Raw genomic sequence first — 23,499 nt, 5'->3', positions numbered from 1 at the left:
GTTTAAAAGTTCATTCTTTGAAGCCGGTAGGAATATTATTTTCCGGCTGCATTGCGCTGGGCAACTTCTGCGTCCAGCTCGGCAATTTTCGCCAGCATCAGCTCATGGCAATGGGCTGCCAGCTCACGCACATTTTCTCTACCGTAATTACTGATATCGATCGGTTCCATCACTTCTACGATCGCATGACCGTTATCCCAACGGTTAAGATTAATTTTACCGCTGGTGGTGGAAACGCAGATCGGCACAATCGGCACCCCGGCAGCGATTGCCGCGTGAAATGCACCGGTTTTAAACGGCATCAACCCACGCCCGCGGCTGCGCGTACCTTCTGGAAACATCCAGACCGAAATATCACGTTTTTTAAACTGTTCAGCCACCTGGGCAATGGTACCGTGCGCCTTGGCGCGATTATCCCGGTCAATCAGCAAGTTACCGGTCACCCAATACAGCGGGCCGAAGAACGGAACCCACAGCAGGCTTTTTTTACCCACGGTCACGGTGCGCGGCTGCACCGCTTTGGCGGCCGTCACCATATCGTAGTTATTCTGGTGGTTGGCAATATAAATGCAGTTGCCGTTTTTGGCCGCATCGGCCGGTACCCGGACTTCCACTTTCAGACCAAATAACCCGGACAGGCGACCAAACAAATGACCGAACGTCGCCACATGGCGGGGATCGCGGGGGCGGAATACCAAACAGTAAATAGAACCGAAAATGCACACCAGAAGACAATACAGAGTGGCGAGCACGGCACGTAAAATTAATAACATAACAACCTCATTAGCACACTGCCGGCGCAGCCTGAAACGCTGCGCAGATCCCTTTACTCATTCTTTGCTTGCAGGGTTCGAAAACCTGCCCTGCCTTTTTTTGCTATTTTCCCGCCAGCCGACGAAACGCACAATAATTTTATGCCGGGAAATGTTAACTATTTGAAAATAATTGCCGGTGGTGGGAAATAAAGCGGGCGCAGCATGCTGCGCCCGTGGGGTTATCCAGCCTTCACAGGCTTATTCTTCGCTGTCACCGCCAGGCGCACGTGCCGGGGCATCAACCTCTACGCGATCGATTCGCTGCAGGCCACGTGGCAGTGAGGTGCCTTTACGGCCACGTTCCGCACGGAACTTCTGCAAATCTTCCGGACGCAGCGTCAGCTTGCGTTTACCCACGTGCAGGGTTACAGAGGTTTGCGGCGGCAGCACGAACAGCCATGCCAGCTTGTCTTCACCGGATGCGGCCTGTGCCGACGGGATGGAGACAATCTTGTTGCCCTTGCCCTTCGACAGTTGCGGCAGGTCGGCAACCGGGAAGAACAACATGCGCCCGGCAGCAGTGATCGACAGCAGCATGTCATCTTCACCGTGGATTTCCATCGGCGCCAGCGCTTTGGCATTATCCGGCAGAGTAATCATCACCTTACCGGCACGGTTACGCGCCACCAGATCGTTGAAGGTACAGACAAAGCCATAACCGGCATCGGAAGCCATCAGCAACTTCTGGTCGTCCGCAGCCATCAGCACCTGTTCAATGGTCGCGCCCGGCGGTGGCGTCAGCTTGCCGGTCAACGGTTCGCCCTGCCCACGCGCCGAAGGCAGCGTCAGCGGATCCAGCGCGTAGCTGCGCCCGGTGGAGTCGATAAACACCACCGGCTGGTTGGTCTTGCCACGTGCCGCACTGCGGAAGCTGTCACCGGCCTTGTAGCTCAGGCCACTTGGATCGATATCGTGGCCCTTGGCGCTGCGCACCCAGCCCATTTCAGACAGCACGATAGTCACCGGCTCCGACGGCACAAAGTCATGCTCGCTCATCGCCTTGGCTTCTGCACGCTCGGTAATCGGCGAGCGACGATCGTCGCCATAGGCCTGCGCATCGGCCTGGATCTCTTTTTTGATCAGGGTGTTCAGCTTGCGCTCGGAGGCCAGCAACGCCTGCAGTTGATCGCGCTCTTTGGCTAACTCATCCTGCTCACCGCGGATCTTGAACTCTTCCAGCTTCGCCAAATGGCGCAGTTTCAGTTCGAGGATCGCTTCGGCCTGGGTATCGGAAATACCAAAGCGCTGCATCAGCACCGGCTTGGGTTCGTCCTCGCTACGGATGATGTGGATCACTTCATCAATATTGAGGAACGCCACCAGCAAACCTTCCAGGATGTGCAGGCGTTTCAGTACTTTTTCCAGACGGTAGTTCAGGCGGCGACGCACCGTATCGCGACGGAATGCCAGCCACTCGGTGAGGATTTCCACCAGCCCTTTCACCTGCGGGCGGTTGTCCAGACCAATCATGTTCATGTTGATGCGGTAGCTGCGTTCCAGATCGGTCGTGGCAAACAGGTGATTCATCACCTGATCGAGATCGATTCGATTGGAGCGTGGCACAATCACCAGCCGCGTTGGGTTCTCGTGATCGGATTCATCGCGCAGATCTTCGACCATCGGCAGCTTTTTGGCACGCATCTGGCTGGCAATCTGCTCCAGCACCTTGGCACCGGAAACCTGGTGCGGCAAGGCAGTGATCACCGCGCTGCCGTCTTCTTTACTCCAGACGGCGCGCATGCGGACCGAGCCACGACCGTTCTGATAAATTTTGCGGATTTCTTCACGCGGGGTAATGATCTCGGCTTCGGTCGGGTAATCCGGGCCTTGTACGAACTCGAGTAACTCTTCCAGCGAAGCGCCAGGCTTGTCGATCAACGCCACCGCAGCGGCGGCCACTTCACGCACGTTGTGGGGTGGAATATCGGTCGCCATACCCACGGCAATACCGGTGGTACCGTTCAGCAGGATGTTGGGCAGGCGGGCCGGCAACATCTTCGGCTCCTGCATGGTGCCGTCAAAGTTCGGCACCCAGTCAACCGTGCCCTGACCCAATTCGGCCAGCAGCACTTCCGCATATTTGGACAGGCGGGATTCGGTATAACGCATCGCGGCGAAGGATTTCGGGTCATCCGGCGCCCCCCAGTTCCCCTGGCCGTCTACCAGCGGATAGCGATATGAGAACGGCTGCGCCATCAACACCATGGCTTCATAGCAGGCACTGTCGCCGTGCGGATGATATTTACCCAGCACGTCACCCACGGTACGGGCAGATTTTTTGAATTTGGCGCTGTTATTCAGCCCCAGCTCAGACATGGCGTAGATGATGCGGCGTTGTACCGGCTTCAAACCGTCACCAATGTACGGCAACGCCCGATCCATGATGACGTACATGGAATAGTTCAGATAGGCGTTTTCAGTGAATGTGTGCAGCGGTAAACGCTCTACACCGTCATGAGTCAGATCACTCATTACTCAATTATCCTCAGACCGTGGCTTGGCAATCCCTGGACGACAAAGGGTTGATTCTGTCCGCGATAGTAACTCATCAGCGGGGTGGCTGTCACAGATGGCGCAGCAATCGTCCGGTGTCGCGGGTCCATCGGCCGATTTTATGCAAAATTTCGCTATCCCACGGCGCATTTATTGACTCACAGTCAACACTGTTGTGCGCTGGATCCCATTTTTACTTACATTGCCAAGCATTACACTCCCTGTCAGCGAAATGTTTTCCGCCCCCTGGCGCGGAGGGCATCATAGACTTTAACTCTGACAGGTGCCGCGAAAGATGAGCAATATCCTGATTATCAATGCTAAAAAACAGTTCGGCCATTCCAACGGCGAACTCAACCAAACCATGAGCGACGTGGCGGAAACCTATCTGCGCGATGTGCAACACCAGGTACAGGTTACCGTGGTCGATGACGGTTACGACATCGAAGCCGAAGTGCAAAAATATCTGTGGGCCGACGTGGTAGTTTATCAGATGCCAGGCTGGTGGATGGGCGAGCCGTGGATCCTGAAAAAATACATCGATGAAGTGTTCACCGCCGGGCACGGCAGCCTGTATGCCAGCGATGGTCGCACCCGCTCGGACGCGGGTAAGAAATACGGTTCCGGTGGCCTGATCCAGGGTAAAAAGTACATGCTGAGCCTGACCTGGAACGCCCCGCTGGAAGCCTTTACCGACCCGGAACAGTTCTTCCACGGCGTCGGCGTTGACGGCGTGTATCTGCACTTCCACAAGGCCAATGAGTTTCTGGGCATGGAAGCGCTGCCGACCTTTATCTGTAATGACGTGATTAAACAACCGGATATCGACAGCGACATCGCACGTTATCGCGAGCATCTGGCCGAAATTTTTGCTTAACTGGCACTATGCACGTCAATCAATGAGGTAGTGATGATCACCGTAATTGCAGAAATCAAAACCAAACCGGGCCACCGTGAAACGGTCCTGAAGGCGATTGAGAAACTGATCCCGCTGGTGCTGGCAGAAGACGGCTGTAGCGAATATACGCCGATGATCGACAGCCACACCCAGGCACCCTGGCAAAAACTGTCGCCGGACTCGGTGTTTATGCTGGAAAAATGGGCCAGCCAGGCGCACCTGGAAAAACATCTGGATATCGCTCACATGCATCGGCATCGTGACACCATCAAGGACAGCGTACTGGGCGTGACCATTCACGTACTGGGTAACGCACTGTAATCCCCCTGAGGGGCCGCCCTATGACCCCTAAAGCATCTGCGCATCAATATGCGCGCTGACGTAGTCCAGGAAACAGGTAATACGCGCCGCCAGCTGGGTATTGCGGTAATAGACCGCATTAATCGGCTGGCGCACATCCAACGTCTCCTGTTCCAGCAACGGTACCAGCCGCCCGCTACGCTGATCGTCACGGGTCATAAAATCAGCCAGTTGCACAATCCCTTCACCCCGCAACGCCAACTGCCGCAAGGTTTCGCCGCTGGATGCCGAAATTGTCGGCGTGATAGCAAAGTGCTGTGCCTGCTGATAACGCAGCGGCCACAGATTGAGTGACTCCGGTTGGGTGAAACCCAGCAGGCTGTGATCTCGCAGCGCTTCGACGCTGGCCGGTGTACCGTAACGTGCGAGGTAATCCGGGCTGGCGAGAATACGTAAACGGCTGGCACCCAGCAGGCGTGCATGAATGGTCGAATCCCGCAGCGCGCCGATGCGAATGGCAATATCGGTGCGTTTCTCCAGTAGATCGATGATCAGGTTATCGGTATTCAGTTCCAGCTCAATTTGCGGGTAGCTTTGGCGAAAGCCCGCCACCAGCGGCACAATCACGTGTTCCATAAAGGGGGCGGCGGCATTGACCCGCAGCCTGCCGGCCGGGATCAGCCTGCGCAGCGCCATCTGCTCTTCAGCATTCTCCACCGAGTTGATAATTTCACGCGCATGGCCGAGAAAACTTTGGCCTTCTTCGGTCAGCTCCAACCGGCGCGTGGTGCGGCGCATCAGGGTCGTATCGAGCTTTTTTTCCAACCGACTGAGGGCACGGCTGATGCCGGAGGTGGTCTGGCCAAGTTGTTCGGCGGCGGCAGTAATGGAGCCGCTATCAACAACGGTGGTAAACGCCAGTAACTCTTCGAGGGTGATTTTCATGGATTCCGCCCAGTGTGGTCGGGTGCCGCACGCGGTCCCCCTGCGGGAAGAAGACCCGGCGGGGAAGCCGGGTCAGTCAGTCTTTCGCCGGGTCTGTCAGGCAGACAGCTCGGCCATATCGCCTTTGTCCTGCAGCCAGTTGCGGCGATCTTCCGAACGCTTCTTGGCCAGCAACATGTCCATCATCGCCAGCGTCTGATCCACGTCTTCATCGCTCACTGTCAACTGCACCAGACGACGGGTATTGGGATCGAGCGTGGTTTCACGCAGCTGTGGCGGGTTCATCTCACCCAGCCCTTTAAAGCGCTGAACGTTAGGCTTGCCCTTTTTGCGCTTCAACTGTTCCAGTACGCCGGCCTTTTCTTCTTCATCCAGCGCATAGAACACCTCTTTGCCGAGGTCGATACGGTACAGAGGCGGCATCGCCACATACACGTGGCCCCCCTTCACCAGCGAACGGAAGTGGCGCACAAACAGCGCGCACAGCAGCGTGGCAATGTGCAGGCCGTCTGAGTCCGCATCCGCCAGGATACAAATTTTGCCATAGCGCAATTGGCTGAGATCTTCGCTGTCCGGATCAATACCGATCGCCACCGAGATGTCGTGCACTTCCTGCGAAGCCAACACTTCGTCCGAAGACACTTCCCAGGTATTGAGGATTTTACCTTTCAGCGGCATGATCGCCTGATACTCGCGATCGCGAGCCTGCTTGGCTGAACCGCCCGCCGAGTCCCCTTCCACCAAGAACAACTCGGTCATGTTCAAGTCCTGCGAGGTGCAGTCGGCCAGTTTACCCGGCAGCGCCGGACCGCTGGTCAGTTTCTTGCGCACCACTTTTTTGGCGGCGCGTAAACGGCGCTGGGCGCTGGAAATAGCCAGCTCGGCCAGCTGTTCCGCCGCCTGTATGTTCTGGTTCAGCCACAGGCTGAAGGCGTCTTTCACCACGCCGGAGACGAAGGCTGCACACTGGCGCGACGACAGACGCTCTTTGGTCTGCCCGGCGAACTGCGGATCCTGCATCTTCACCGACAGCACATAGGCGCAACGGTCCCAGATATCCTCAGCGGAAAGCTTCACGCCGCGCGGCAGAATATTGCGGAATTCGCAGAACTCGCGCATCGCATCCAGCAACCCCTGACGCAGGCCGTTAACGTGGGTGCCGCCCTGCATGGTCGGGATCAGGTTCACGTAGCTTTCGGTCAGTAGTTCACCGCCTTCCGGCAGCCACAGCAGTGCCCAGTCTACCGCTTCGGTGTCACCGGCAAAGTTGCCGACAAACGCCGCTTCCGGCAGGGTAATCAGGCCGTTAACCGCTTCCATCAGGTAATCGGTCAGACCGTCCTGATAGCACCAGCGTTGCTCGGTATTGTTCAGCTTATCGATGAAGTAGATTTCTACTCCAGGACAGAGTACCGCTTTGGCTTTCAGCAGGTGGCTGAGACGCGAAACCGAGAAACGTGGGCTGTCGAAGAACTTCTCGTCAGGCCAAAAGTGGATGCTGGTGCCGGTATTGCGTTTGCCGCAGCTGCCGGTCACCGCCAAATCCTGCACCTTGTCGCCGTTTTCGAAGGCAATGCTGTAGACATTACCGTCGCGCTTGACGTTGACTTCCACCCGGGTCGACAGGGCGTTAACCACCGAAATCCCCACGCCGTGCAGGCCGCCGGAGAACTGGTAGTTTTTATTGGAGAATTTACCGCCCGCGTGCAGACGACACATGATCAACTCAACCGCAGGAACGCCTTCTTCAGGATGGATATCCACCGGCATACCGCGGCCGTCATCGATCACTTCCAGTGACTGATCGGCGTGCAGAATCACGTCGATGCGCTTGGCGTGACCGGCCAACGCTTCATCGACGCTGTTATCTATCACCTCTTGGCCGAGGTGATTGGGGCGCGTCGTGTCGGTATACATGCCGGGACGACGGCGCACTGGTTCTAGACCGCTGAGTACTTCAATGGCATCAGCGTTATAGCTGGATTGAGTCATCGTTGAATTTTTCGTGGTTAAAGGAAGGAACCGGAACCGCCTGCTCAGACAGCGTTGAGCCCTAAAAAATCCACAATCTGGGGGAAGTAGTGCTCGAAACCGACGAAAGCGTGGTTTCCACCCGATTCCACCGTCTGACGGCACGCAGTGTAATAGGCCACCGCTTGCCCATAATCGAGAATTTCATCGCCCGTTTGTTGCAGCAACCAGATTAAATCCGGTGACTCCAAGGGATCGATCTGCATCGTTTTCAGATCGTAAACGTGACGAGACTCTAACACATATTGCTGGCCGGTGTAGGGGTTCTCGTTTTTGCCGAGGTAGTCAATCAGCAGCTCAAACGGCTTCACAGCAGGGTTAACCACTACCGCCGGCAGTGAAAAACACTGTGAAAGCCAGGTTGCGTAGTACCCGCCCAGTGAGGAGCCGACCAGGCCTATCGTCTGCCCGGCGCGCTCCATCACCATGTTCTCGATCATCTCGGCAGCCTCCGCCGGGAAAACCGGCAGCTGCGGCACTAATACCTCGATATGCGGATGATGTTCGGCCAGCCACGCCTTGAAAGACGTTGCCTTGGCCGAAAACGGCGAACTGTTAAAACCGTGCAGATAGAGCAGTGTCGAAGGCATCAGTACCCTTCCGAATCCATGTCGGGGCGGAAATCGTCGTTTTCCAAGCGGAAAACCTGCGTTTCGACGCGGCCGTCCGGCAGTAAATCAATATAGCGCCAACCGGGTGAAACCTCGTCGATGGTGAAATTGGTGCAGTGCGGCTTGAACTGCACGCAGGTGGACGGCGAGGCCAGCAGGCGCCTGCCCTGCCACTCCAGATCCAGCTCCTGGTGAATATGCCCGCACAGCAGGGTATTCACTTTCGGGTAACGCAGCAGCACCGCACCCAGCATATGCGGGTTGCGCAGGCTGTGCTGATCGAGCCAGGTGCAGCCGGAAGGCAGCGGATGATGATGCAACAGCATTAAGGTATAGCGCTCGGGATAGGCTTGCAGGCAGCGCTCCATCCACTCGAGCTGATAGTCGCTCAACTCGCCGTAGGGCACGCCGAACACCTGGCTATCGAGCAACAGCACCTGCCAGTGGTCGCCCACCAGTACCTGTTTTGACGGGGCAATCCCGGCGTCGGCCAGTGCGTCGACCATCGCCGGCTGAAAATCATGGTTGCCCGGCAGCCAAACGCAAGGCGCCGGCAGTCGTGCAATACCTTCGGCAAAGTGCCGGTAGGCAGCCAATGAATGATCCTGAGCCAAATCACCGGTGGCGACGACCAGATCAAAATCACGCTGCTGCGCCAGGATAGCGTCCAACACCGCGTGATAGCTGCGATAGGTATTAATGCCAAGCAAAGTCTCATTTTCGCCGGCAAAAAGGTGGGTATCTGTTATTTGCAGGATCCTGACCCTGGCCCCACTTGCCACGGTCGGTTTAAACAGGCTTTCCAAATGGTGTCCTTTGTTATCTCAGTCTGTTTAACAAACCGGAACCGCCATCGCTCCATGCGCCAAACAGTAGCGCAACCAATCAGCAAGAAACTGGTTAATTTGATGCTTTTCGTCGCGTTGATGCAACTTTTTGTTGGGATAATCATAACGCGCTTTAAAGCGATAGATCTGCTGACTTGAACACACTTCCGCAACCATCGCGTCATGATACAGCCTCACCGTCATGGCTGGCAGGCTCCAGTAGCTGACCGCCGGGGCGGTCTGTTCAATTTGCACCAGCGAGGTATAGCGGGTGGATTCAATAATGGTCAGACGATAACTGGCGCCGCTCACCTGATAAGTCACCGTTTCACCCACTTCGTCATTGCGCGGCAACAAGCGGCGCAATTGCGCGAAGTTGGTTTCGCACAATCTCATCATTTCGGGGAAATCAGGGGTATAGCGCTGTTTCATTAATTGGCCCACTCTTTTCTTAACGATTCATGGTGCAACGCCAGCCACTGCAATGCAATCACTGATGCCGCGTTATCAATCGCGCCCTCTTCAACCCAGCGGTAAGCCTGTTCGCGGCTGACCACATGGACACGGATATCTTCATGCTCTTCTTCCAGTCCATGGATGCCAACTGCGGTAGTCGCGTCCACTTCGCCCACCATAATCGACAGGCGCTCGCTGGTACCACCGGGGCTGGCCAGGTAGCTCAGCACCGGCTTGCACCGCCCGACATCGACGCCGGCCTCTTCCTGCGCTTCACGGCGGCACACGTCTTCAACGCTCTCGCCGGTTTCGATCATACCCGCCACCATTTCCAGTAGCCAGGGTGAGTTACTGGTATCGACCGCGGCGATCCGCAGTTGTTCAATCAGCACCACCTCGTCACGCACCGGGTCATAGGGAAGTAACACCGCGGCATGCCCACGCTCAAAAATTTCACGTTTAATTTCTGGGCTCATGTCACCGTTGAACAGGCGGTGGCGGAAACGATATAAATTGAGTGAAAAAAAACCACGGTAAAGCGTCTCCCGTGCAATAATTTCTACATCATTTTCATCAAGAGTAACGGGCGACGGAAGCGAGTGGCTCATAAGTGAATTCTCCTGCATGAGTATGCCGATAAAATAAACAGTTTTGATGACAGAAACGGCGGGATAATCTTCCGCGGCTTTATGATAGATTGTGAGCCATGATATCAGGTGTGACGTGTGCGACCAGTTGAACTAATGTAAACAGGCGGCCTGAAAGGTAAAAGTTACGCGAGATGGCACATTCAGCCACCTTAGGCGTACAACAGACTCTGCTAGAATCGGCAACTATTTCGTCTATCGTCAGCTAACTCCGCAATATTGCTGCACAACAAGGAATGCAAATGAAGAAACTGCTCCCCCTTCTTATCGGACTGAGCCTGGGCGGCTTCAGTGCAATGAGCCAGGCAGAGAACCTGCTGCAGGTCTACAAACAGGCCAGGGAAAGTAACCCGGATCTGCGCAAAACCGCCGCTGACCGTGACGCCGCATTCGAAAAAATCAACGAAGCACGCAGCCCGTTGCTGCCGCAGTTGGGTTTGAGCGCCGGTTACACTTACACCAATGGCTACCGTGACAGCAAAGATGCCAACAGCGATGCCACCAGTGGCTCCCTGGCGTTGACCCAGACTATCTTCGACATGTCCAAATGGCGTGCGCTGACGCTGCAGGAAAAAACCGCCGGCATTTCCGACGTGACTTTCCAAACCTCGTCACAGCAACTGATCCTCGATACCGCTACCGCCTATTTTAACGTGCTGAGCGCCATCGATACGCTGTCCTACACCCAGGCGAACAAGCAAGCGGTTTACCGCACCCTGGACCAGACCACCCAACGCTTTAACGTGGGCCTGGTCGCGATCACCGACGTGCAAAACGCCCGTTCGTCCTACGATACCGTGCTGGCGGCCGAAGTCACCGCCCGTAACAACCTGGACAACGCGCTGGAAAAACTGCGCCAGGTCACCGGTACCTTCTATCCGGAACTGGCCTCGTTGAATACCGACCGTTTCAACACCAAACGCCCGGATGCAGTCAATAATCTGCTGAAAGAAGCCGAAAGCCGTAACCTGAGCCTGTTGTCCGCTCGCCTGAGCCAGGATCTGGCCCGTGAGCAGATCCGTTCCGCACAGACCGGTTATATGCCTACCGTTGATTTCAGCGCATCCACCGCGGTGAGCAATACTAATTACAGCGGTTCTCGCAACGTGAACAACGACGCTGATATTGGTCAGAACAAAGTGGGCCTGAGCTTTAACTTGCCGTTGTACAGCGGCGGCCAGACCAACTCACAGGTGCAGCAGGCGCAGTACAACTTCGTTGGCGCCAGTGAGCAACTGGAAAGCGCCCACCGCAGCGTAGTGCAGACCGTGCGTTCTTCGTTCAATAACGTGAATGCCTCGATCAGCAGCATCAACGCCTACCAACAAGCGGTAGTGTCTGCCCAGAGTTCATTGGATGCGACCGAGGCCGGTTACCAGGTAGGTACCCGTACCATCGTCGACGTGCTGGATGCGACCAGTACGCTGTATAACGCCAAGCAACAGCTCTCCAGCGCGCGTTATACCTACCTGATCAACCAACTGAACATCAAGTCGGCACTCGGTACCCTGAACGAGAACGATCTGATGATGCTGAATGGCGCATTGGGTAAACCGATTTCGACCTCGCAAGACGTGGTAGCGCCACCGACTACCGCACAGGACGCTTACGCTGAAGGCTATAACGGCAACGCCCCTGCTCCACAAACTGCAGCACCGGTTGCCACCCGCGCCTCCGCGCCGGCGGCCACCACCAGCCAGCCTGCACGCACCAGCGGTAATCCATTCCGTAATTGATTGCCGTACTGCGCTGAATACGGGGTCCGGCATCTGCCGCACCCCGTTTTTTTTGCCTGCTCATCGGTTCTGCCCACCGCCTCACAGCCGTTCCCCCACCCTGGGGTGGTATCATCCAGGTTATCGCTTTATCTCGTCTGGACGGGATCCAATGGAAAACACCTCAAGCTGGCAACGCCTGATCGAAGGCAACCTGCCACCCGAACAACGTCCTGCGCCGGCAATCTATGCTTCCTGGCTACGCTGCCGCAGCCTGATGCAGCCCGCGGTGTGGAAAGCCCCCCACTGCGCACTCGGCGCTACCTTTAACTCCATCTGCCAGCGTAAGAACGATCTGCTGACGCTCGGCCAGGCGGCGCTGGAAGACGCTTGCGAGTACATGGAACAACGGCGCTGCCTGCTGATGATCCTCGACGAAAGCGGCTGCATGCTGTGGCTGTGTGGCGATGCCCCAACGCGCGAACGTCTGCAACAGTTGGGTTTTATGCCTGGCGCTTATTGGGCCGAAGGTGACATCGGCACCAATGCACCGTCATTGGCGGTGGCGGAGGGCCACCCAATGCAGGTCCGCGGCAGCGAACATGTGCGCGAGGCGCTGCACGACTGGTCATTCTGCGCCACGCCGGTCTATGACAACAGTGGCCGCCAACGCGGCTCGATCGCATTAGGCTGCCTGCTTGCCGACTGTGCCGCCGGCGATTTGTCACTGACGCTGGCGCTGGCACGTGAGATAGGTAATTCAATCAACGCCGACAGCCTGCTGGCGGAATCCAACCGCCATCTGAATCAGCTATACGGCCTGCTCGACGGAGTGGATGACGGCGTCATGGCCTGGGACCATCGCGGTTACCTGCAGTACATCAATCAGCGCGCCGCTTCCTTGCTCAAGCTGGATGAACAACAAAGTCAGGGCAAGCCCCTGAGCCAGTTACTGACGCTGCCCGCCCTGCTCAACCGGGCCATCGCCCAGCGGCAGCCACTGCAACACGTTGAAGTGACCTTCGAAAGCCAGCGGCAGTTTATTGCGGCGCTGTTAACCCTCAAACCAATCTTCGACGGTGAGCGCTGCAGCTTTATTGCCCTGCTCCATCCGCTCGAACGACTGCATCAGTATGTCAGCAGCCAGCTGGGGCGCGTCAGCCACAGTTTTGAACAGATGCCTTCCGCCTCGCTGGAGATGCGGCGGTTGATTCGCTATGGCCAACAGGCGGCGAAGGGCCAGCACCCGATCCTGCTGTGCGGCGAAGAAGGTGTTGGCAAGGAGCTACTCAGCCAAGCGATCCACAACGCCAGTGAGCGCGCCACCGGGCCTTACATCGCCCTCAACTGCCAGCTCTTGCCGGAGGCTCAGGGGCTGCGGGAGCTGCTCGGCAGCGATGCCAACGAGGAAGAGGCGGGCCAGCTCAGCAAGTTTGAACTGGCCAATGGCGGTACGCTGTACCTGGAACAAATAGAGTATTTGCCGGCGGAGATGCAGTCTGCGCTGCTGCAGGTGCTGAAAACCGGCGTAGTCATGCGGCTCAATTCCAATCGGGTGATCCCGGTCGATGTGCGGGTGATCGCCAGCAGTGCCGCCGATCTGCCGCTGTTGGTGCAACAGAATCGCTTTCGCCGCCAACTGTTCTACAGCCTGCAGGCGTTCGAGATCCAAATCCCGGCGTTGCGCCAACGGCTGAGTGATATTCCGCTGCTGGTGAAGCACCACCTGCGCACGCTGGAACAGCATTTCCAGTGCCGTTTTCGGGTGGATGACGAAGTGATGGTCCAGCTCGGTCTGTATCTGTGGCCCGGCAACGATCTGGAGCTGAAGGGAGTGGTGGAGCGCACCGCGATGATGTGCCACGGCCACCATCTGCAACTGGCGGACTTGCCCGAGCACTTGCTCAGCCACCAGCCACTGCTGGAAAGTGAACCGCAACCGGGCATACCGCTATTAACACTGGCGGAGATGGAACGTCAGGCGATCATTCACGCGGCTAACGTCAGCCGCGGACAATTGAACGAAATGGCGCAGCTGCTGGGCATTGGTCGCACCACGCTGTGGCGAAAAATCAAACAGTATCAGATTGATATTCGCCAGTTTAAGCTGCGCGCCTGAGGGCACGCCGTCAGTGGCTGAGTTGCAACACACCGCGCGCCGCATCCAGCATCGCTTTCTGGCCGTTGCGGGTTTTGCTGATGCAATCGTTCATGCCCACCACCATCGGCATGCCCATCGCCTTCGCCAAAATGGCGCTGTGCGACAGTGCGTTACCGCCGCTTAAGCAGATGCCGAGCACCAGACGACGATCGAGCATCACCACGTCAGACGGCATCAGTTCATCCATCACCAGAATGGACGGCGCGGTTAGCGTAATCACCGGTAACGGCTGCTGTTGCAGATGACTCAGGGTGCGACGCAGCATGTCGCGCACGTCCAATTCCCGCGCCCGCATATATTCATCATCCAGTTCACGATACTCCCCGGCAATCGCTTCCAGCTCTTGCCGCCATGCCTGCTCGGCGCTGCATTGCTGGCGGGCGATGCGGGTATAGGCCGCCTGCTGCAGATCTGGATCGTCCAGCAGCATGCTGTGGGCGCCGAATATGGCCGCCTGCGGTTTGCCAATCAATGAGCCAGTGCGCTCCGCCAGCCGGTTCAAATCGCTCAGCGTGAGCTGCAACGCCTGGCGTAGCCGCTGTTGTTCGTTCAGCACGTCGTCAGCGCCAATAGTGCGCTCGACCACTGTCGGCCAGAAGCTCAGTGCTTGCCACACCGGGCCACTGGTCACGCTCTCCGCCACCGGAATACCGTGCAGCGACGGCAGGCTCTGCTCGGAGACCGTTTCGCCAAAGTGCTGCTCCGCCAGTGCGCTAAACGCCGCCAGCGCCTGTTCGGCCTGTGGTCCGTCCGCAATCAGCCGAATGGTGTCGCCATGGCGCACCTGCAAAAGCGCAATCTGGTTAAGACTACGCGGATTGGCGCACTGGCCCTGTTTTTCCAGCACCAGCTCGGCATCAAAGGGGGCCAACGCTTCCGCCAGCCGCGCCGCCGGTCGGGCGTGCAGGCCATGCGGGTTCTGTACCGTCCAACTGACACTTTTCCCCTGAGCAAGCGGCAATTCAACGCTTTGCGCAACCGGCGCGGTGGCTTCCCCCAACTGCGCCTGTTTGGCCTGCAATGCGCCCTGCGCCTCGGCCAGTACCTGTTCCAGCCCGGCTCCGGCATTGGCAGCCACCACCGCGGCCAGCGTCCCTTCGACCAGCGGTGCCGAGCACAGCCGGACTTTGGCGGCCAACGACGGATCCAGCAGATCGATGGCGGTTTCGGCGCTCAGCAGCGCACTGCCCAAATCCATCAGCACCACAATGCCCGCACCGTCAGCCACCGACTCAATCGCCTCCATCACTTTGACAGCGTCGGTGCCTATCGGGTGCTCCGCATCATCGACCCCCGCCGCCAGCACCAGTTTGCAACCATCGCCACGCATCATCTGCAACGCCAGCTCTTCAACCCCGCGCGCCAACAGCGCGCTGTGTGAAACTACAACGATATTGATCATCTCGCCTCCTGCTATTGGCCGGCGACCGCTGCCAGCGTTTTCATCATCAGCATCACCGAGGTGGCACCCGGATCCTGATGGCCGATGCTGCGCTCACCCAGGTAACTGGCCCGCCCTTTGCGTGCCTGCATGGTGATGGTACTTTCAACCGCCTGCTCCGCCCGTTCACTGGCGCGCTGCAAGGCCTCCGCCACGCTTAGCTGCTGCTCGGCCGACTGGCCCAGGCTTTCCACCACCGGCCACCAGACGTCACACATGGTTTTATCACCCGGCTCCGCCTTGCCGCGCATCACCACGCCTTCGACGCCTTCCTGCATCATTTGATGCAGCTCCGCCAGATCCAGGCTCTGCTTGGCATTGGTCGACTGCGCAGCGCGGATGAAGAAGGTGCCGAACAGCGGACCACTGGCTCCTCCGACGCTGGACAGCAGCGTCATGCCGGTGTTCTTCAGGATAAAACCGATGTCTTTGTCTGCCACCGAAGGCAGTTTTTCCACTACCTTGTTGAAGCCACGGTTCATGTTCAGCCCGTGGTCGGAATCACCGATCTCGGTATCCAGCCGGGTTAAAAAATCACGCTGCTGAGTAAATACCTCGCCGCAGCGCATCAGCCAGTCGACCACTTGTTGTTTGGTTAACGCCATGATTCCTCCTCAGCAACCCCAACGCAGCGCAGGCGTTTTCACCGGCGCATCCCACAGGGACAACAGTTCGTCGTCCACCTTCAGCAGCGTGATTGAGACCCCTTGCATATCCAGCGATGTGCAATAGGAACCCACCAGGCTGCGCTCAACAATCATGCCCGCTTCTGCACAACGCTCCGCCAGCCGGTGATAGACGCCATACAGTTCGGACAGCGGCGTCGCACCCAGGTTGTTTACCAGTGCGATCACCCGGTCACCGCGCGTCAGCGGTTGTTTGGTCTGCACTTCATCACGCCATTCGCCCTGTTGACGATCCCAGACGCGGATGGTGCGCTGGTAATGACCATGGTCGATCAGGGTATGGAACATGTCGTCCACCGCCGCATTCAGGGTGGTGAACGGGCGCCGCGCAATCCCCGGTTCACCGTGAATACCGACGCCGAATTCCATCTCGTTTTCCGCCAGCACGAATGACGGTTTACCGGCAGCCGGTACGGTACAGGCCCCCAGCGCGATACCGATCGAATGCCCGTGATTATTGATGCTGTGGCCCAGCGTCACGATGCTATCGAGATCGTCGCCACGTGCCGTTGCCGCACCGAGCAGTTTCTCCATCAGTACGGTATTGGCCACCCCGCGTCGCCCGGCGGTGAACAGGCTGTCTTTAACCGCCACGTCATCATCCACCAGCACCGTCGCCACCTGGACACCGCTGTCATGCAGCAGCTCAGTGGCGGTTTCAAAGTTCAGTACGTCGCCGGTGTAGTTTTTAATCAGCAGTAATACCCCGGCGCCGCCGTCGATCGCCTGGCCGCACTCGTACATTTTATCCGGCGTGGGCGAGGTAAAAATTTCCCCCGGGCAGGCACCGTCGAGCATGCCTTCGCCGACAAAACCGCAGTGCATCGGCTCGTGGCCGCTGCCGCCGCCGGACAGGATCGCCACCTTGCCCGCTACCGGCGCATCGGCGCGGGTGACAAACACCGGCTCCTGATGCACCAACAGCTCAGGATGAGCCTCTGCCAACCCCAGCAGTTGCTCTTCCAGTACCGACTCAACCTTGTTAATCAGTTTTTTCACGGTTATTTCCTCGTTTGGCCAACGGGACGCAGCGTGCTGCGCCCCTGTTCTATCAGCTTGAGTGTTGTTGCAGCCAGGCGTTGCCCAGCCGGTCTGCCGTCAGAATGGCCGCCTGTACGCTGGCAGGCGTGACCTCAAACGGCATATTGTGGATGGTTTCGCCTGCCGCGCAGCTGGCTTCGGCCACCGCCATGATTTTCTCCGCCGGGTCGCCGCTAACGCCCATCTGCGCCAGCGTAATTGGCAGGCCGAGACGCTGACAGAAATCCAGCACCGTTTCGATCTGCGCCATGCTGCTGTTTTGCAGCACCAACTGTGACAGCGTGCCAAACGCCACCTTTTCGCCGTGATAAAGGTGATGGCACTCTTCCAGCACGGTAAAACCATTGTGAATGGCATGCGCGGCCGCCAGGCCACTGCTTTCGAAACCGATGCCGCTCAAATAGGTATTGGCCTCGATAATGCGCTCGACCGCCTCGGTCACCACGCCGGCCTCGACCGCCAGCTTGGCCTTCACGCCCTCTGCCAGCAGCGTCTCATAGCACAGCCGCGCCAGGCTCAATGCCGCCAGCGTGGACTTGCCGCCCGCCATGCTGGTCGCCTGGGCATCGAAACAGGCCTGTGCTTCAAAATAGGTTGAAAGCGCATCGCCCATGCCTGCCACCAGCAGCCGCACCGGCGCCTTGGCGATAATCGAGCTGTCCATTATCACCATGTCCGGATTACTGGTGTGGATCAGATATTCGTCAAATTCGCCCTGCTCGGTGTAGATCACCGACAGCGCGCTGGTTGGCGCATCGGTGGAAGCAATGGTCGGGATCAGCACCACCGGCAGATGCTGGTAATGGGCGATAGCCTTGGCGGTGTCCAGCGTTTTACCGCCGCCGACGCCAATCACACCGCGGCAGCCATGGGCCTTCAGTTCCTGGCCCAGCCGGTCGATTTCCTTATGGCAGCATTCGCCGTTGAACACACAGGCGTGATGCTTCACCCCGTGCTGGTGCAGGCTGCCCATCAGGGTATCGCCCGTCAGCTTCATCACGAAGTCGTCGGCGATCACGAAATAATGGTCGGCAAGGGCTTTCGCATATTCGCCCACGGCGGCCAATGCGTTGGCGCCCTGGATGTACTTGCCTGGAGACTGGATGATTCTCAACATAACCGGATCCTTGTAGGGAAATTGGCGATGGTAACGTTCAGATATCAGGTGATAGTGCGTCGGTCTTGTGCCGTCGCGTTGTTATGGACTGACTATAGGGCTTGTCGAAGGCTTTGCGACCTCCGGTATTTTCGTTTCATTATGGAACATTACTTTACCCATGACGTTTCATAATGAAACTCTGACGAGGCTTTTTTAGCCGGTAAAGCGAACTGGCGCACAACCCAACGTATAGCTGCGTAAAGAGTGGATTCCTTAAGTATTTCAGCTTTAATTTTAACCATCTTTACCCTATCCTTACCGCCATTACTGGGAATGGGCGAATACAGCCCGACTGATGGGATGAATAACGATGAAACGGACAAAAAACATCAACCGAGAGACGTTCCGCAAATCCTGGCGCGACTACCGCGTTGCGCCCGTAGCTTTGGCGATCAGCGCAGTCTTTATGCTGGCCGGCTGCGAGAAGAGCGATGAAACGGTCTCTATGTATCAAAATGCCGACGACTGTTCGCGCACCAACCCTTCGATGAGCGAGCAGTGCACCACTGCCTATAACAACGCCCTGAAAGAAGCCGAAAAAACCGCGCCGAAATACGCGACTCGTGAAGACTGTGTCGCCGAGTTCGGTGAAGCGCAGTGTACTCAGGCACCGGCTCCGGCACAGGCCGGCATGGCTGCAGAGTCACAGAGCAGCGGCAGCATGTGGATGCCGCTGATGGCGGGTTACATGATGGGCCGCATGATGGGCGGCTCCGGCTTTGCTCAACAGCCGCTGTTCACCTCTAAAAACGCCGCCAGCCCGGCCAACGGCAAATTCGTTGATGCCTCTGGCAAGAGCTACGGCCCGGCCACCGCAGGCGGCCGTACCATGACGGTGCCAAAAACCGCCATGGCACCGAAACCGGCAGTGACCAATACCGTCACCCGTGGTGGCTTTGGCGAATCCGTCGCCAAGCAGACCAGCATGCAGCGCAGCAGCGCGACCTCCAGCTCACGCAGCATGGGCGGTTAATGCATGAAACGCGTTGCGATCACCGAGCGCCCGGACTGGCGCGAAAAAGCCACCGAATTCGGCTTCCGCTTCCACACCATGTATGGCGAACCCTACTGGTGTGAGGACGCCTATTACCAATTCACGCTGGCGCAGATTGAAGAAATTGAAAACGCCACCGCCGAATTGCACCAGATGTGTCTGCAGGTGGTAGAGAAAGTGGTCAGCAGCGATGCGCTGATGACCAAGTTCCGCATCCCGAAACACACCTGGGAGTTCGTACGCAGCTCATGGCGCACCAGCCAACCGTCACTGTATTCACGTCTTGATCTGGCCTACGACGGTATCAATCCGCCCAAGCTGCTGGAGAACAACGCCGATACCCCGACCTCGCTGTACGAAGCGGCCTTTTTCCAATGGTTGTGGCTGGAAGACCAGATCAACGCCGGCAAGCTCAGCCCGGAGTCCGATCAGTACAACAGTCTGCAGGAAAAACTGATCGAGCGTTTCGCCGATCTGAAAGCACACCACGGTTTCGGCCTGCTGCACCTGGCCTGCTGCCAGGACAGTGAGGAAGATCGCGGTACTGTGCAATACCTGCAAGACTGCGCGCTGGAAGCCGGAGTCCCGACCGAATTCCTGTTTATGGAAGAGATTGGTCTGGGTGAGAAAGGCCAGTTTACCGACCTGCAAAATCAGGTCATCGGTAACCTGTTCAAGCTTTACCCGTGGGAATTCATGCTGCGCGAGATGTTTTCCACCAAGCTGGAAGATGCCGGCGTGCGCTGGCTGGAGCCGGCGTGGAAAAGCATTATCTCCAACAAGGCCCTGCTGCCGATGCTGTGGGAAATGTTCCCGGATCACCCTAATCTGCTGGCGTCGTACTTTGCAGAAGACGATCATCCACAGCTCGATCACTACGTCACCAAGCCGCTGTTCTCACGTGAAGGTGCCAATATCCAGATCGTGCAGAACGGTCAGGAAGTGGCACGCGTCGATGGCCCTTACGGCGAAGAAGGCATGATCGTGCAGCAGTTCCACCCACTGCCACAGTTCGAAGGCAGCTATACGCTGATCGGCAGTTGGCTGGTTGACGATCAACCCTGCGGCATCGGTCTGCGTGAAGATCGCGAGCTGATCACCCAGGATCTGTCGCGTTTCTATCCGCACATCATCCTCGGCTAACGAACAAATTGGTTGATATCAAGCGCGATCATATCGCGCTTTTTTTATGCTTTCCGGCTGGTGATTAATCGATTAACCTTTTATACTCGAAGCGTCTGTTCTCCTCGGGCGGAGCAACCAGATATGAAACTGACGTCCATTATTCCACCGCAGGTCAACCTGGCGGACGGATGCTTTACTGCACCTGATATTCAACGAAAATCTACCACCCTGGGCAGTCTGACGGGGATCTTTTCCGATCCTGCCGCATGGCGCGCGATGCCAGCAGAACTTGCCGTGTATCAGGTAGAAATGCTGCCTTCCGAGCAACAGGAAGGTGAGCTATTTGTCGGCACCACTCACCTGCAACCTGGCCGGGTGGGCAACGAATTCTTTATGACCCGCGGGCACTTTCATCAGCGCCCCGAACAGGCGGAATTCTATTTTGGTCTGCGTGGCCAGGGTTTGCTGTTGCTGCAACACCGGGACGGTGCTTGCATGCTGGAACAGGTATCCCCCGGCAGCGTGCACCATATCCCTTCCTTTACCGCTCATCGCCTGATCAACACCGGTACTGAGGTACTGTCCGCACTGGCGGTTTGGCCAACGGTGGCTGGACACAACTACGACGCACTACAGCCACAGGGCTTCAAACTGCGGGTGTTTGCCGATGGCAGCGGTTGGAAAGCGGAGGCGCAATATGAGTGATTCGATGCTTAGATTTGGCCTGGATGTCTCCATTAACGACCATCCGATGGGGTTTGCCTATGGCGAAGAGGTGATTGGCCCCTTGCCGGAGATTCGGACGCTGGAACAAATCCGCCGTTCTCTGCGCGACCCTGACTGCAGTGGGCCAGAACAGGTCTATGCCATCGCCATGGACGTCGCCAAACAGCAGCATTTAGCCGAATTAAAAAAACGCATGTTGTTGTTCGGCATTGTCACCTATGCCAAAGGGCAGTTAGGTCAGGAGCCAGTACGCAGTCAGGGTCATGTGCATCGCATCAGTGTACACAGTGGCTGGTCACCGCCGGAGCTGTACGAAATCTGGCAAGGGAAGGCCATTATTTACATGCAAGAAAGGGTTGAGCGTGAGCCGGGACGTTGCTTTGCCGTGCATGCCGGCCCGGGTGAGAAAGTATTGGTACCGCCAGGATGGGCGCACGCCACGATTTCCGCCGATGCCAATCAGCCGCTGACCTTCGCCGCCTGGTGCGATCGTGAATATGGCTTTGAATACGATGCCGTACGTGAATATAAAGGGCTGGCCTGGTACCCGCTGTTGCAGGGCAACAATATTGTCTGGCAGCAGAATCCACGCTATCAATCCGGCAGGCTGCACGCCATCGGGCCGCGCCAATACCACGAATTCGGTCTGAGCGACGCTCCCTTATACTCACAGTTTGAAGCTGACCCGGCGCGCTTCCAGTTCATTTCCAAACCGGGCAGCGTAGCGGAAAAATGGCAACGATTTGAGCCGTAAAAAAGAACGGGGCGAATATATTCGCCCCGTACGTGTAGCTCATTGATAGCTTACGAGAATAGACCGCAGGCTACCCCTGCCGCTGCCAAAACCAACAACCCCAGCATCGCCTTCACCGGTGACAGTCCGCGCTTGGCCATCAGATACCAGGTCGCCAGCACCACGATCAGCGGCATCAGGTTAGGGAAAATGCCGTCCAGCATTTGCTGCAGGTGAATATTCACCCCGTCTTTGGTCACAAACTCCAGCCCAGTCCCCAGTTTGACGTAGCTCGCCGCGACGCCGCCCATGACGAACACTCCCAGCAGAGAAAGGGCTTCCCGCAGCCGTGAGGACTTGCTGCTGACCAGCATCTCCACCGAGCCGGATCCCATATGGTAGCCTTTCATAAACAGCCAGTAAGACCCCGGAATGACGATCAGGCTAAACGCGATGATGTAAAACAGCGGGCCAATCACACTGCCGCCGGCCGCCAGCGCCATGCCGATACTTAACAAAATCGGGATCAGCATGCCCGGCACCATCGAGTCGCCAATGCCGGCCACCGGCCCCATCAGCCCCACCTTGAGCGTGTTGATGGTTTCCCCGTCGATCGGCTCGCCGTTGGCGCGTTTTTCTTCCAGCCCAATCACCATGCCGTTAACAATCGCACCCAGCTGTGGCTCGGTATTGTAAAACGAGGTATGACGGCGAATGGCTTCAATACGCTGCTGTTTATCCTGATACAGTTTTTTCAGCGCCGGCATCATACTCAGGCAAAAACCGTAAGATTCCAGGCGTTCGAAACTCATCGATGACAGGTTGTACATCATCCAGCTGCGCCAGCAACGACGCAGATCCTGCTTATTCAATTTTGGTGTTGGCGTATCCATCAGAATTCATCCTCATCATCAGCCTGAGGCGTGCCCTGTGCGGCGGCCACCTGCGGCTCTGGCTTATAGTTGTAGTGAATAAGTGCCAGCAGTGCGCCGACAATCACCAGCGCCACCATATTCAGCTTGAGGAAAACGATGCAGATGAACCCCACCAGGAAGTAAATCAGCATGCTGTAGCTTTTAATTATCTGTTTGAGAAGAATAGCGATGCCGACCGCAGGCAGAATACCGCCCACCACGTTCATGGTAGTCAACACCAGCGCCGGCAGGCTGTCCATAAAGGCATTGATATAGCGCGCCCCGAAAAAGACCGCGATGAACGTCGGTATAAACCGCAACAGGAAGTTGGTGACCTGCGGCCAGATGGCGCTATTGAGGTAAATCCCCCGCTCATCGCCGCGCTCTACCGCCAGATCCGCTCGGTGATTCCAGTAAGAGTTGAGCACCATCATGGCGTTGAACAGCACGGTGCCCATGATGCCGATAGTCGCCGCCAGCGCCACCGCCACCTCGGTTCCCTTACCGGAAAGAATGCCCAACGCAATCGCCGGGAACGCCACAAAATTGAGATCGGCCGGCATCGATCCGCCCGGTGTTACCATGGCGATATACACCGCCTGAACCGCAACACCGATGATAATGCCGGTCTGTACATCGCCGAGGATAGCCCCCACCAGCATGCCGGAAACCAGCGGACGGCTGAGGATATACCAGCCTCCGGTCAGTCCCAGCAGCCAGGGGCTGCTCAGCGCACCGAGATAACAAAGTATCCCGATAAGCGTCGCTTCAAACCACATAG

At 57.2% G+C, this 23,499-nt stretch carries 22 protein-coding genes; 8 read left to right on the top strand and 14 right to left on the bottom strand.

Features of this window, described 5'->3' with window-relative positions; all coding sequences use genetic code 11:
- Positions 1-35: 35 nt before the first annotated feature.
- Together M2406_RS14350 and parC are read right to left on the bottom strand one after the other, a co-directional pair.
- Entirely contained in the window at positions 36-773 is a 738-nt protein-coding gene (locus tag M2406_RS14350; protein ID WP_012146957.1) for a 1-acylglycerol-3-phosphate O-acyltransferase, read from the bottom strand.
- 240 nt (positions 774-1,013) lie between these two features.
- Positions 1,014-3,287, bottom strand: coding sequence for a DNA topoisomerase IV subunit A (parC, locus tag M2406_RS14345; RefSeq protein WP_012146958.1), 2,274 nt, complete (start codon positions 3,285-3,287; stop codon positions 1,014-1,016).
- A 316-nt stretch (positions 3,288-3,603) separates the two neighbouring features.
- Between parC and M2406_RS14340 the strand changes: the two genes are divergently transcribed.
- Together M2406_RS14340 and M2406_RS14335 are read left to right on the top strand one after the other, a co-directional pair.
- Positions 3,604-4,185 (top strand): NAD(P)H-dependent oxidoreductase, encoded by a 582-nt coding sequence (locus tag M2406_RS14340; RefSeq protein ID WP_012146959.1) that lies wholly within the window; start codon positions 3,604-3,606, stop codon positions 4,183-4,185.
- Between the two features lie 33 nt (positions 4,186-4,218).
- Complete coding sequence (locus tag M2406_RS14335) at positions 4,219-4,527, top strand: putative quinol monooxygenase (protein ID WP_012146960.1); 309 nt, start codon at positions 4,219-4,221, stop codon at positions 4,525-4,527.
- Positions 4,528-4,554: 27 nt separating this feature from the next.
- Here M2406_RS14335 and M2406_RS14330 read toward each other — a convergent pair whose 3' ends face one another.
- The 6 genes from M2406_RS14330 to nudF form a co-directional block, all read right to left on the bottom strand.
- Positions 4,555-5,451 (bottom strand): LysR substrate-binding domain-containing protein, encoded by an 897-nt coding sequence (locus M2406_RS14330; protein WP_112364137.1) that lies wholly within the window; start codon positions 5,449-5,451, stop codon positions 4,555-4,557.
- A 96-nt stretch (positions 5,452-5,547) separates the two neighbouring features.
- Positions 5,548-7,443, bottom strand: a complete 1,896-nt coding sequence (gene parE, locus M2406_RS14325) for a DNA topoisomerase IV subunit B (protein ID WP_012146962.1) — start codon at positions 7,441-7,443, stop codon at positions 5,548-5,550.
- A gap of 44 nt (positions 7,444-7,487) precedes the next feature.
- On the bottom strand, positions 7,488-8,072 hold the full coding sequence (yqiA, locus tag M2406_RS14320) for an esterase YqiA (RefSeq protein WP_012146963.1): 585 nt from the start codon (positions 8,070-8,072) through the stop codon (positions 7,488-7,490).
- Entirely contained in the window at positions 8,072-8,899 is an 828-nt protein-coding gene (gene cpdA, locus M2406_RS14315; RefSeq protein WP_012146964.1) for a 3',5'-cyclic-AMP phosphodiesterase, read from the bottom strand. Before cpdA ends, yqiA begins: the two co-directional genes overlap by 1 nt.
- Positions 8,900-8,926: 27 nt before the next feature.
- Positions 8,927-9,352: a DUF1249 family protein gene (locus M2406_RS14310; protein ID WP_012146965.1), complete on the bottom strand. Its 426-nt coding sequence runs from the start codon at positions 9,350-9,352 to the stop codon at positions 8,927-8,929.
- Positions 9,352-9,984, bottom strand: coding sequence for an ADP-ribose diphosphatase (nudF, locus tag M2406_RS14305; protein ID WP_112364136.1), 633 nt, complete (start codon positions 9,982-9,984; stop codon positions 9,352-9,354). Before nudF ends, M2406_RS14310 begins: the two co-directional genes overlap by 1 nt.
- Before the next feature lie 281 nt (positions 9,985-10,265).
- On the opposite strand from nudF, the gene tolC reads away from it, so the two are divergent.
- A complete protein-coding gene (tolC, locus tag M2406_RS14300) occupies positions 10,266-11,759 on the top strand; it encodes an outer membrane channel protein TolC (protein WP_012146967.1) in 1,494 nt (497 codons plus the stop codon).
- Between the two features lie 151 nt (positions 11,760-11,910).
- Positions 11,911-13,857 (top strand): dihydroxyacetone kinase operon transcriptional regulator DhaR, encoded by a 1,947-nt coding sequence (gene dhaR / locus M2406_RS14295; RefSeq protein ID WP_259190389.1) that lies wholly within the window; start codon positions 11,911-11,913, stop codon positions 13,855-13,857.
- 10 nt (positions 13,858-13,867) lie between these two features.
- On the opposite strand, the gene dhaM is transcribed toward dhaR, so the two are convergent.
- From dhaM to M2406_RS14275, 4 genes are read right to left on the bottom strand one after another with little or no spacing between them, the layout of a single operon-like run.
- Positions 13,868-15,301, bottom strand: a complete 1,434-nt coding sequence (dhaM, locus tag M2406_RS14290; protein ID WP_259190388.1) for a dihydroxyacetone kinase phosphoryl donor subunit DhaM — start codon at positions 15,299-15,301, stop codon at positions 13,868-13,870.
- A gap of 11 nt (positions 15,302-15,312) precedes the next feature.
- Positions 15,313-15,945 (bottom strand): dihydroxyacetone kinase subunit DhaL, encoded by a 633-nt coding sequence (dhaL, locus tag M2406_RS14285; protein WP_017894048.1) that lies wholly within the window; start codon positions 15,943-15,945, stop codon positions 15,313-15,315.
- Positions 15,946-15,954: 9 nt separating this feature from the next.
- Positions 15,955-17,025: a dihydroxyacetone kinase subunit DhaK gene (gene dhaK, locus M2406_RS14280; protein ID WP_012146971.1), complete on the bottom strand. Its 1,071-nt coding sequence runs from the start codon at positions 17,023-17,025 to the stop codon at positions 15,955-15,957.
- A gap of 52 nt (positions 17,026-17,077) precedes the next feature.
- Complete coding sequence (locus tag M2406_RS14275) at positions 17,078-18,184, bottom strand: glycerol dehydrogenase (RefSeq protein WP_017894049.1); 1,107 nt, start codon at positions 18,182-18,184, stop codon at positions 17,078-17,080.
- A gap of 352 nt (positions 18,185-18,536) precedes the next feature.
- On the opposite strand from M2406_RS14275, the gene M2406_RS14270 reads away from it, so the two are divergent.
- From M2406_RS14270 to M2406_RS14255, 4 genes are all read left to right on the top strand, one after another.
- Complete coding sequence (locus tag M2406_RS14270) at positions 18,537-19,199, top strand: DUF1190 family protein (protein ID WP_012146973.1); 663 nt, start codon at positions 18,537-18,539, stop codon at positions 19,197-19,199.
- 3 nt (positions 19,200-19,202) lie between these two features.
- On the top strand, positions 19,203-20,363 hold the full coding sequence (locus M2406_RS14265; RefSeq protein WP_012146974.1) for a glutathionylspermidine synthase family protein: 1,161 nt from the start codon (positions 19,203-19,205) through the stop codon (positions 20,361-20,363).
- Between the two features lie 123 nt (positions 20,364-20,486).
- Positions 20,487-21,050, top strand: coding sequence for a glucose-6-phosphate isomerase (locus tag M2406_RS14260; protein WP_259190387.1), 564 nt, complete (start codon positions 20,487-20,489; stop codon positions 21,048-21,050).
- Entirely contained in the window at positions 21,043-21,825 is a 783-nt protein-coding gene (locus tag M2406_RS14255; RefSeq protein WP_259190385.1) for a glucose-6-phosphate isomerase family protein, read from the top strand. Before M2406_RS14260 ends, M2406_RS14255 begins: the two co-directional genes overlap by 8 nt.
- A gap of 50 nt (positions 21,826-21,875) precedes the next feature.
- Here M2406_RS14255 and M2406_RS14250 read toward each other — a convergent pair whose 3' ends face one another.
- Together M2406_RS14250 and M2406_RS14245 are read right to left on the bottom strand one after the other, a co-directional pair.
- On the bottom strand, positions 21,876-22,697 hold the full coding sequence (locus M2406_RS14250; protein WP_012146977.1) for a PTS system mannose/fructose/sorbose family transporter subunit IID: 822 nt from the start codon (positions 22,695-22,697) through the stop codon (positions 21,876-21,878).
- Positions 22,697-23,497 (bottom strand): PTS sugar transporter subunit IIC, encoded by an 801-nt coding sequence (locus M2406_RS14245; RefSeq protein WP_012146978.1) that lies wholly within the window; start codon positions 23,495-23,497, stop codon positions 22,697-22,699. The genes M2406_RS14250 and M2406_RS14245 overlap by 1 nt, the downstream gene beginning before the upstream one ends.
- Positions 23,498-23,499: the final 2 nt, after the last annotated feature.

This window comes from Serratia sp. BIGb0163, from assembly GCF_024809935.1.
In the GTDB taxonomy this organism is placed as follows: domain Bacteria; phylum Pseudomonadota; class Gammaproteobacteria; order Enterobacterales; family Enterobacteriaceae; genus Serratia; species Serratia quinivorans.
Note: the sequence above shows the minus strand (reverse complement) of the source record. Positions and strands in the feature narration are given on the sequence as shown.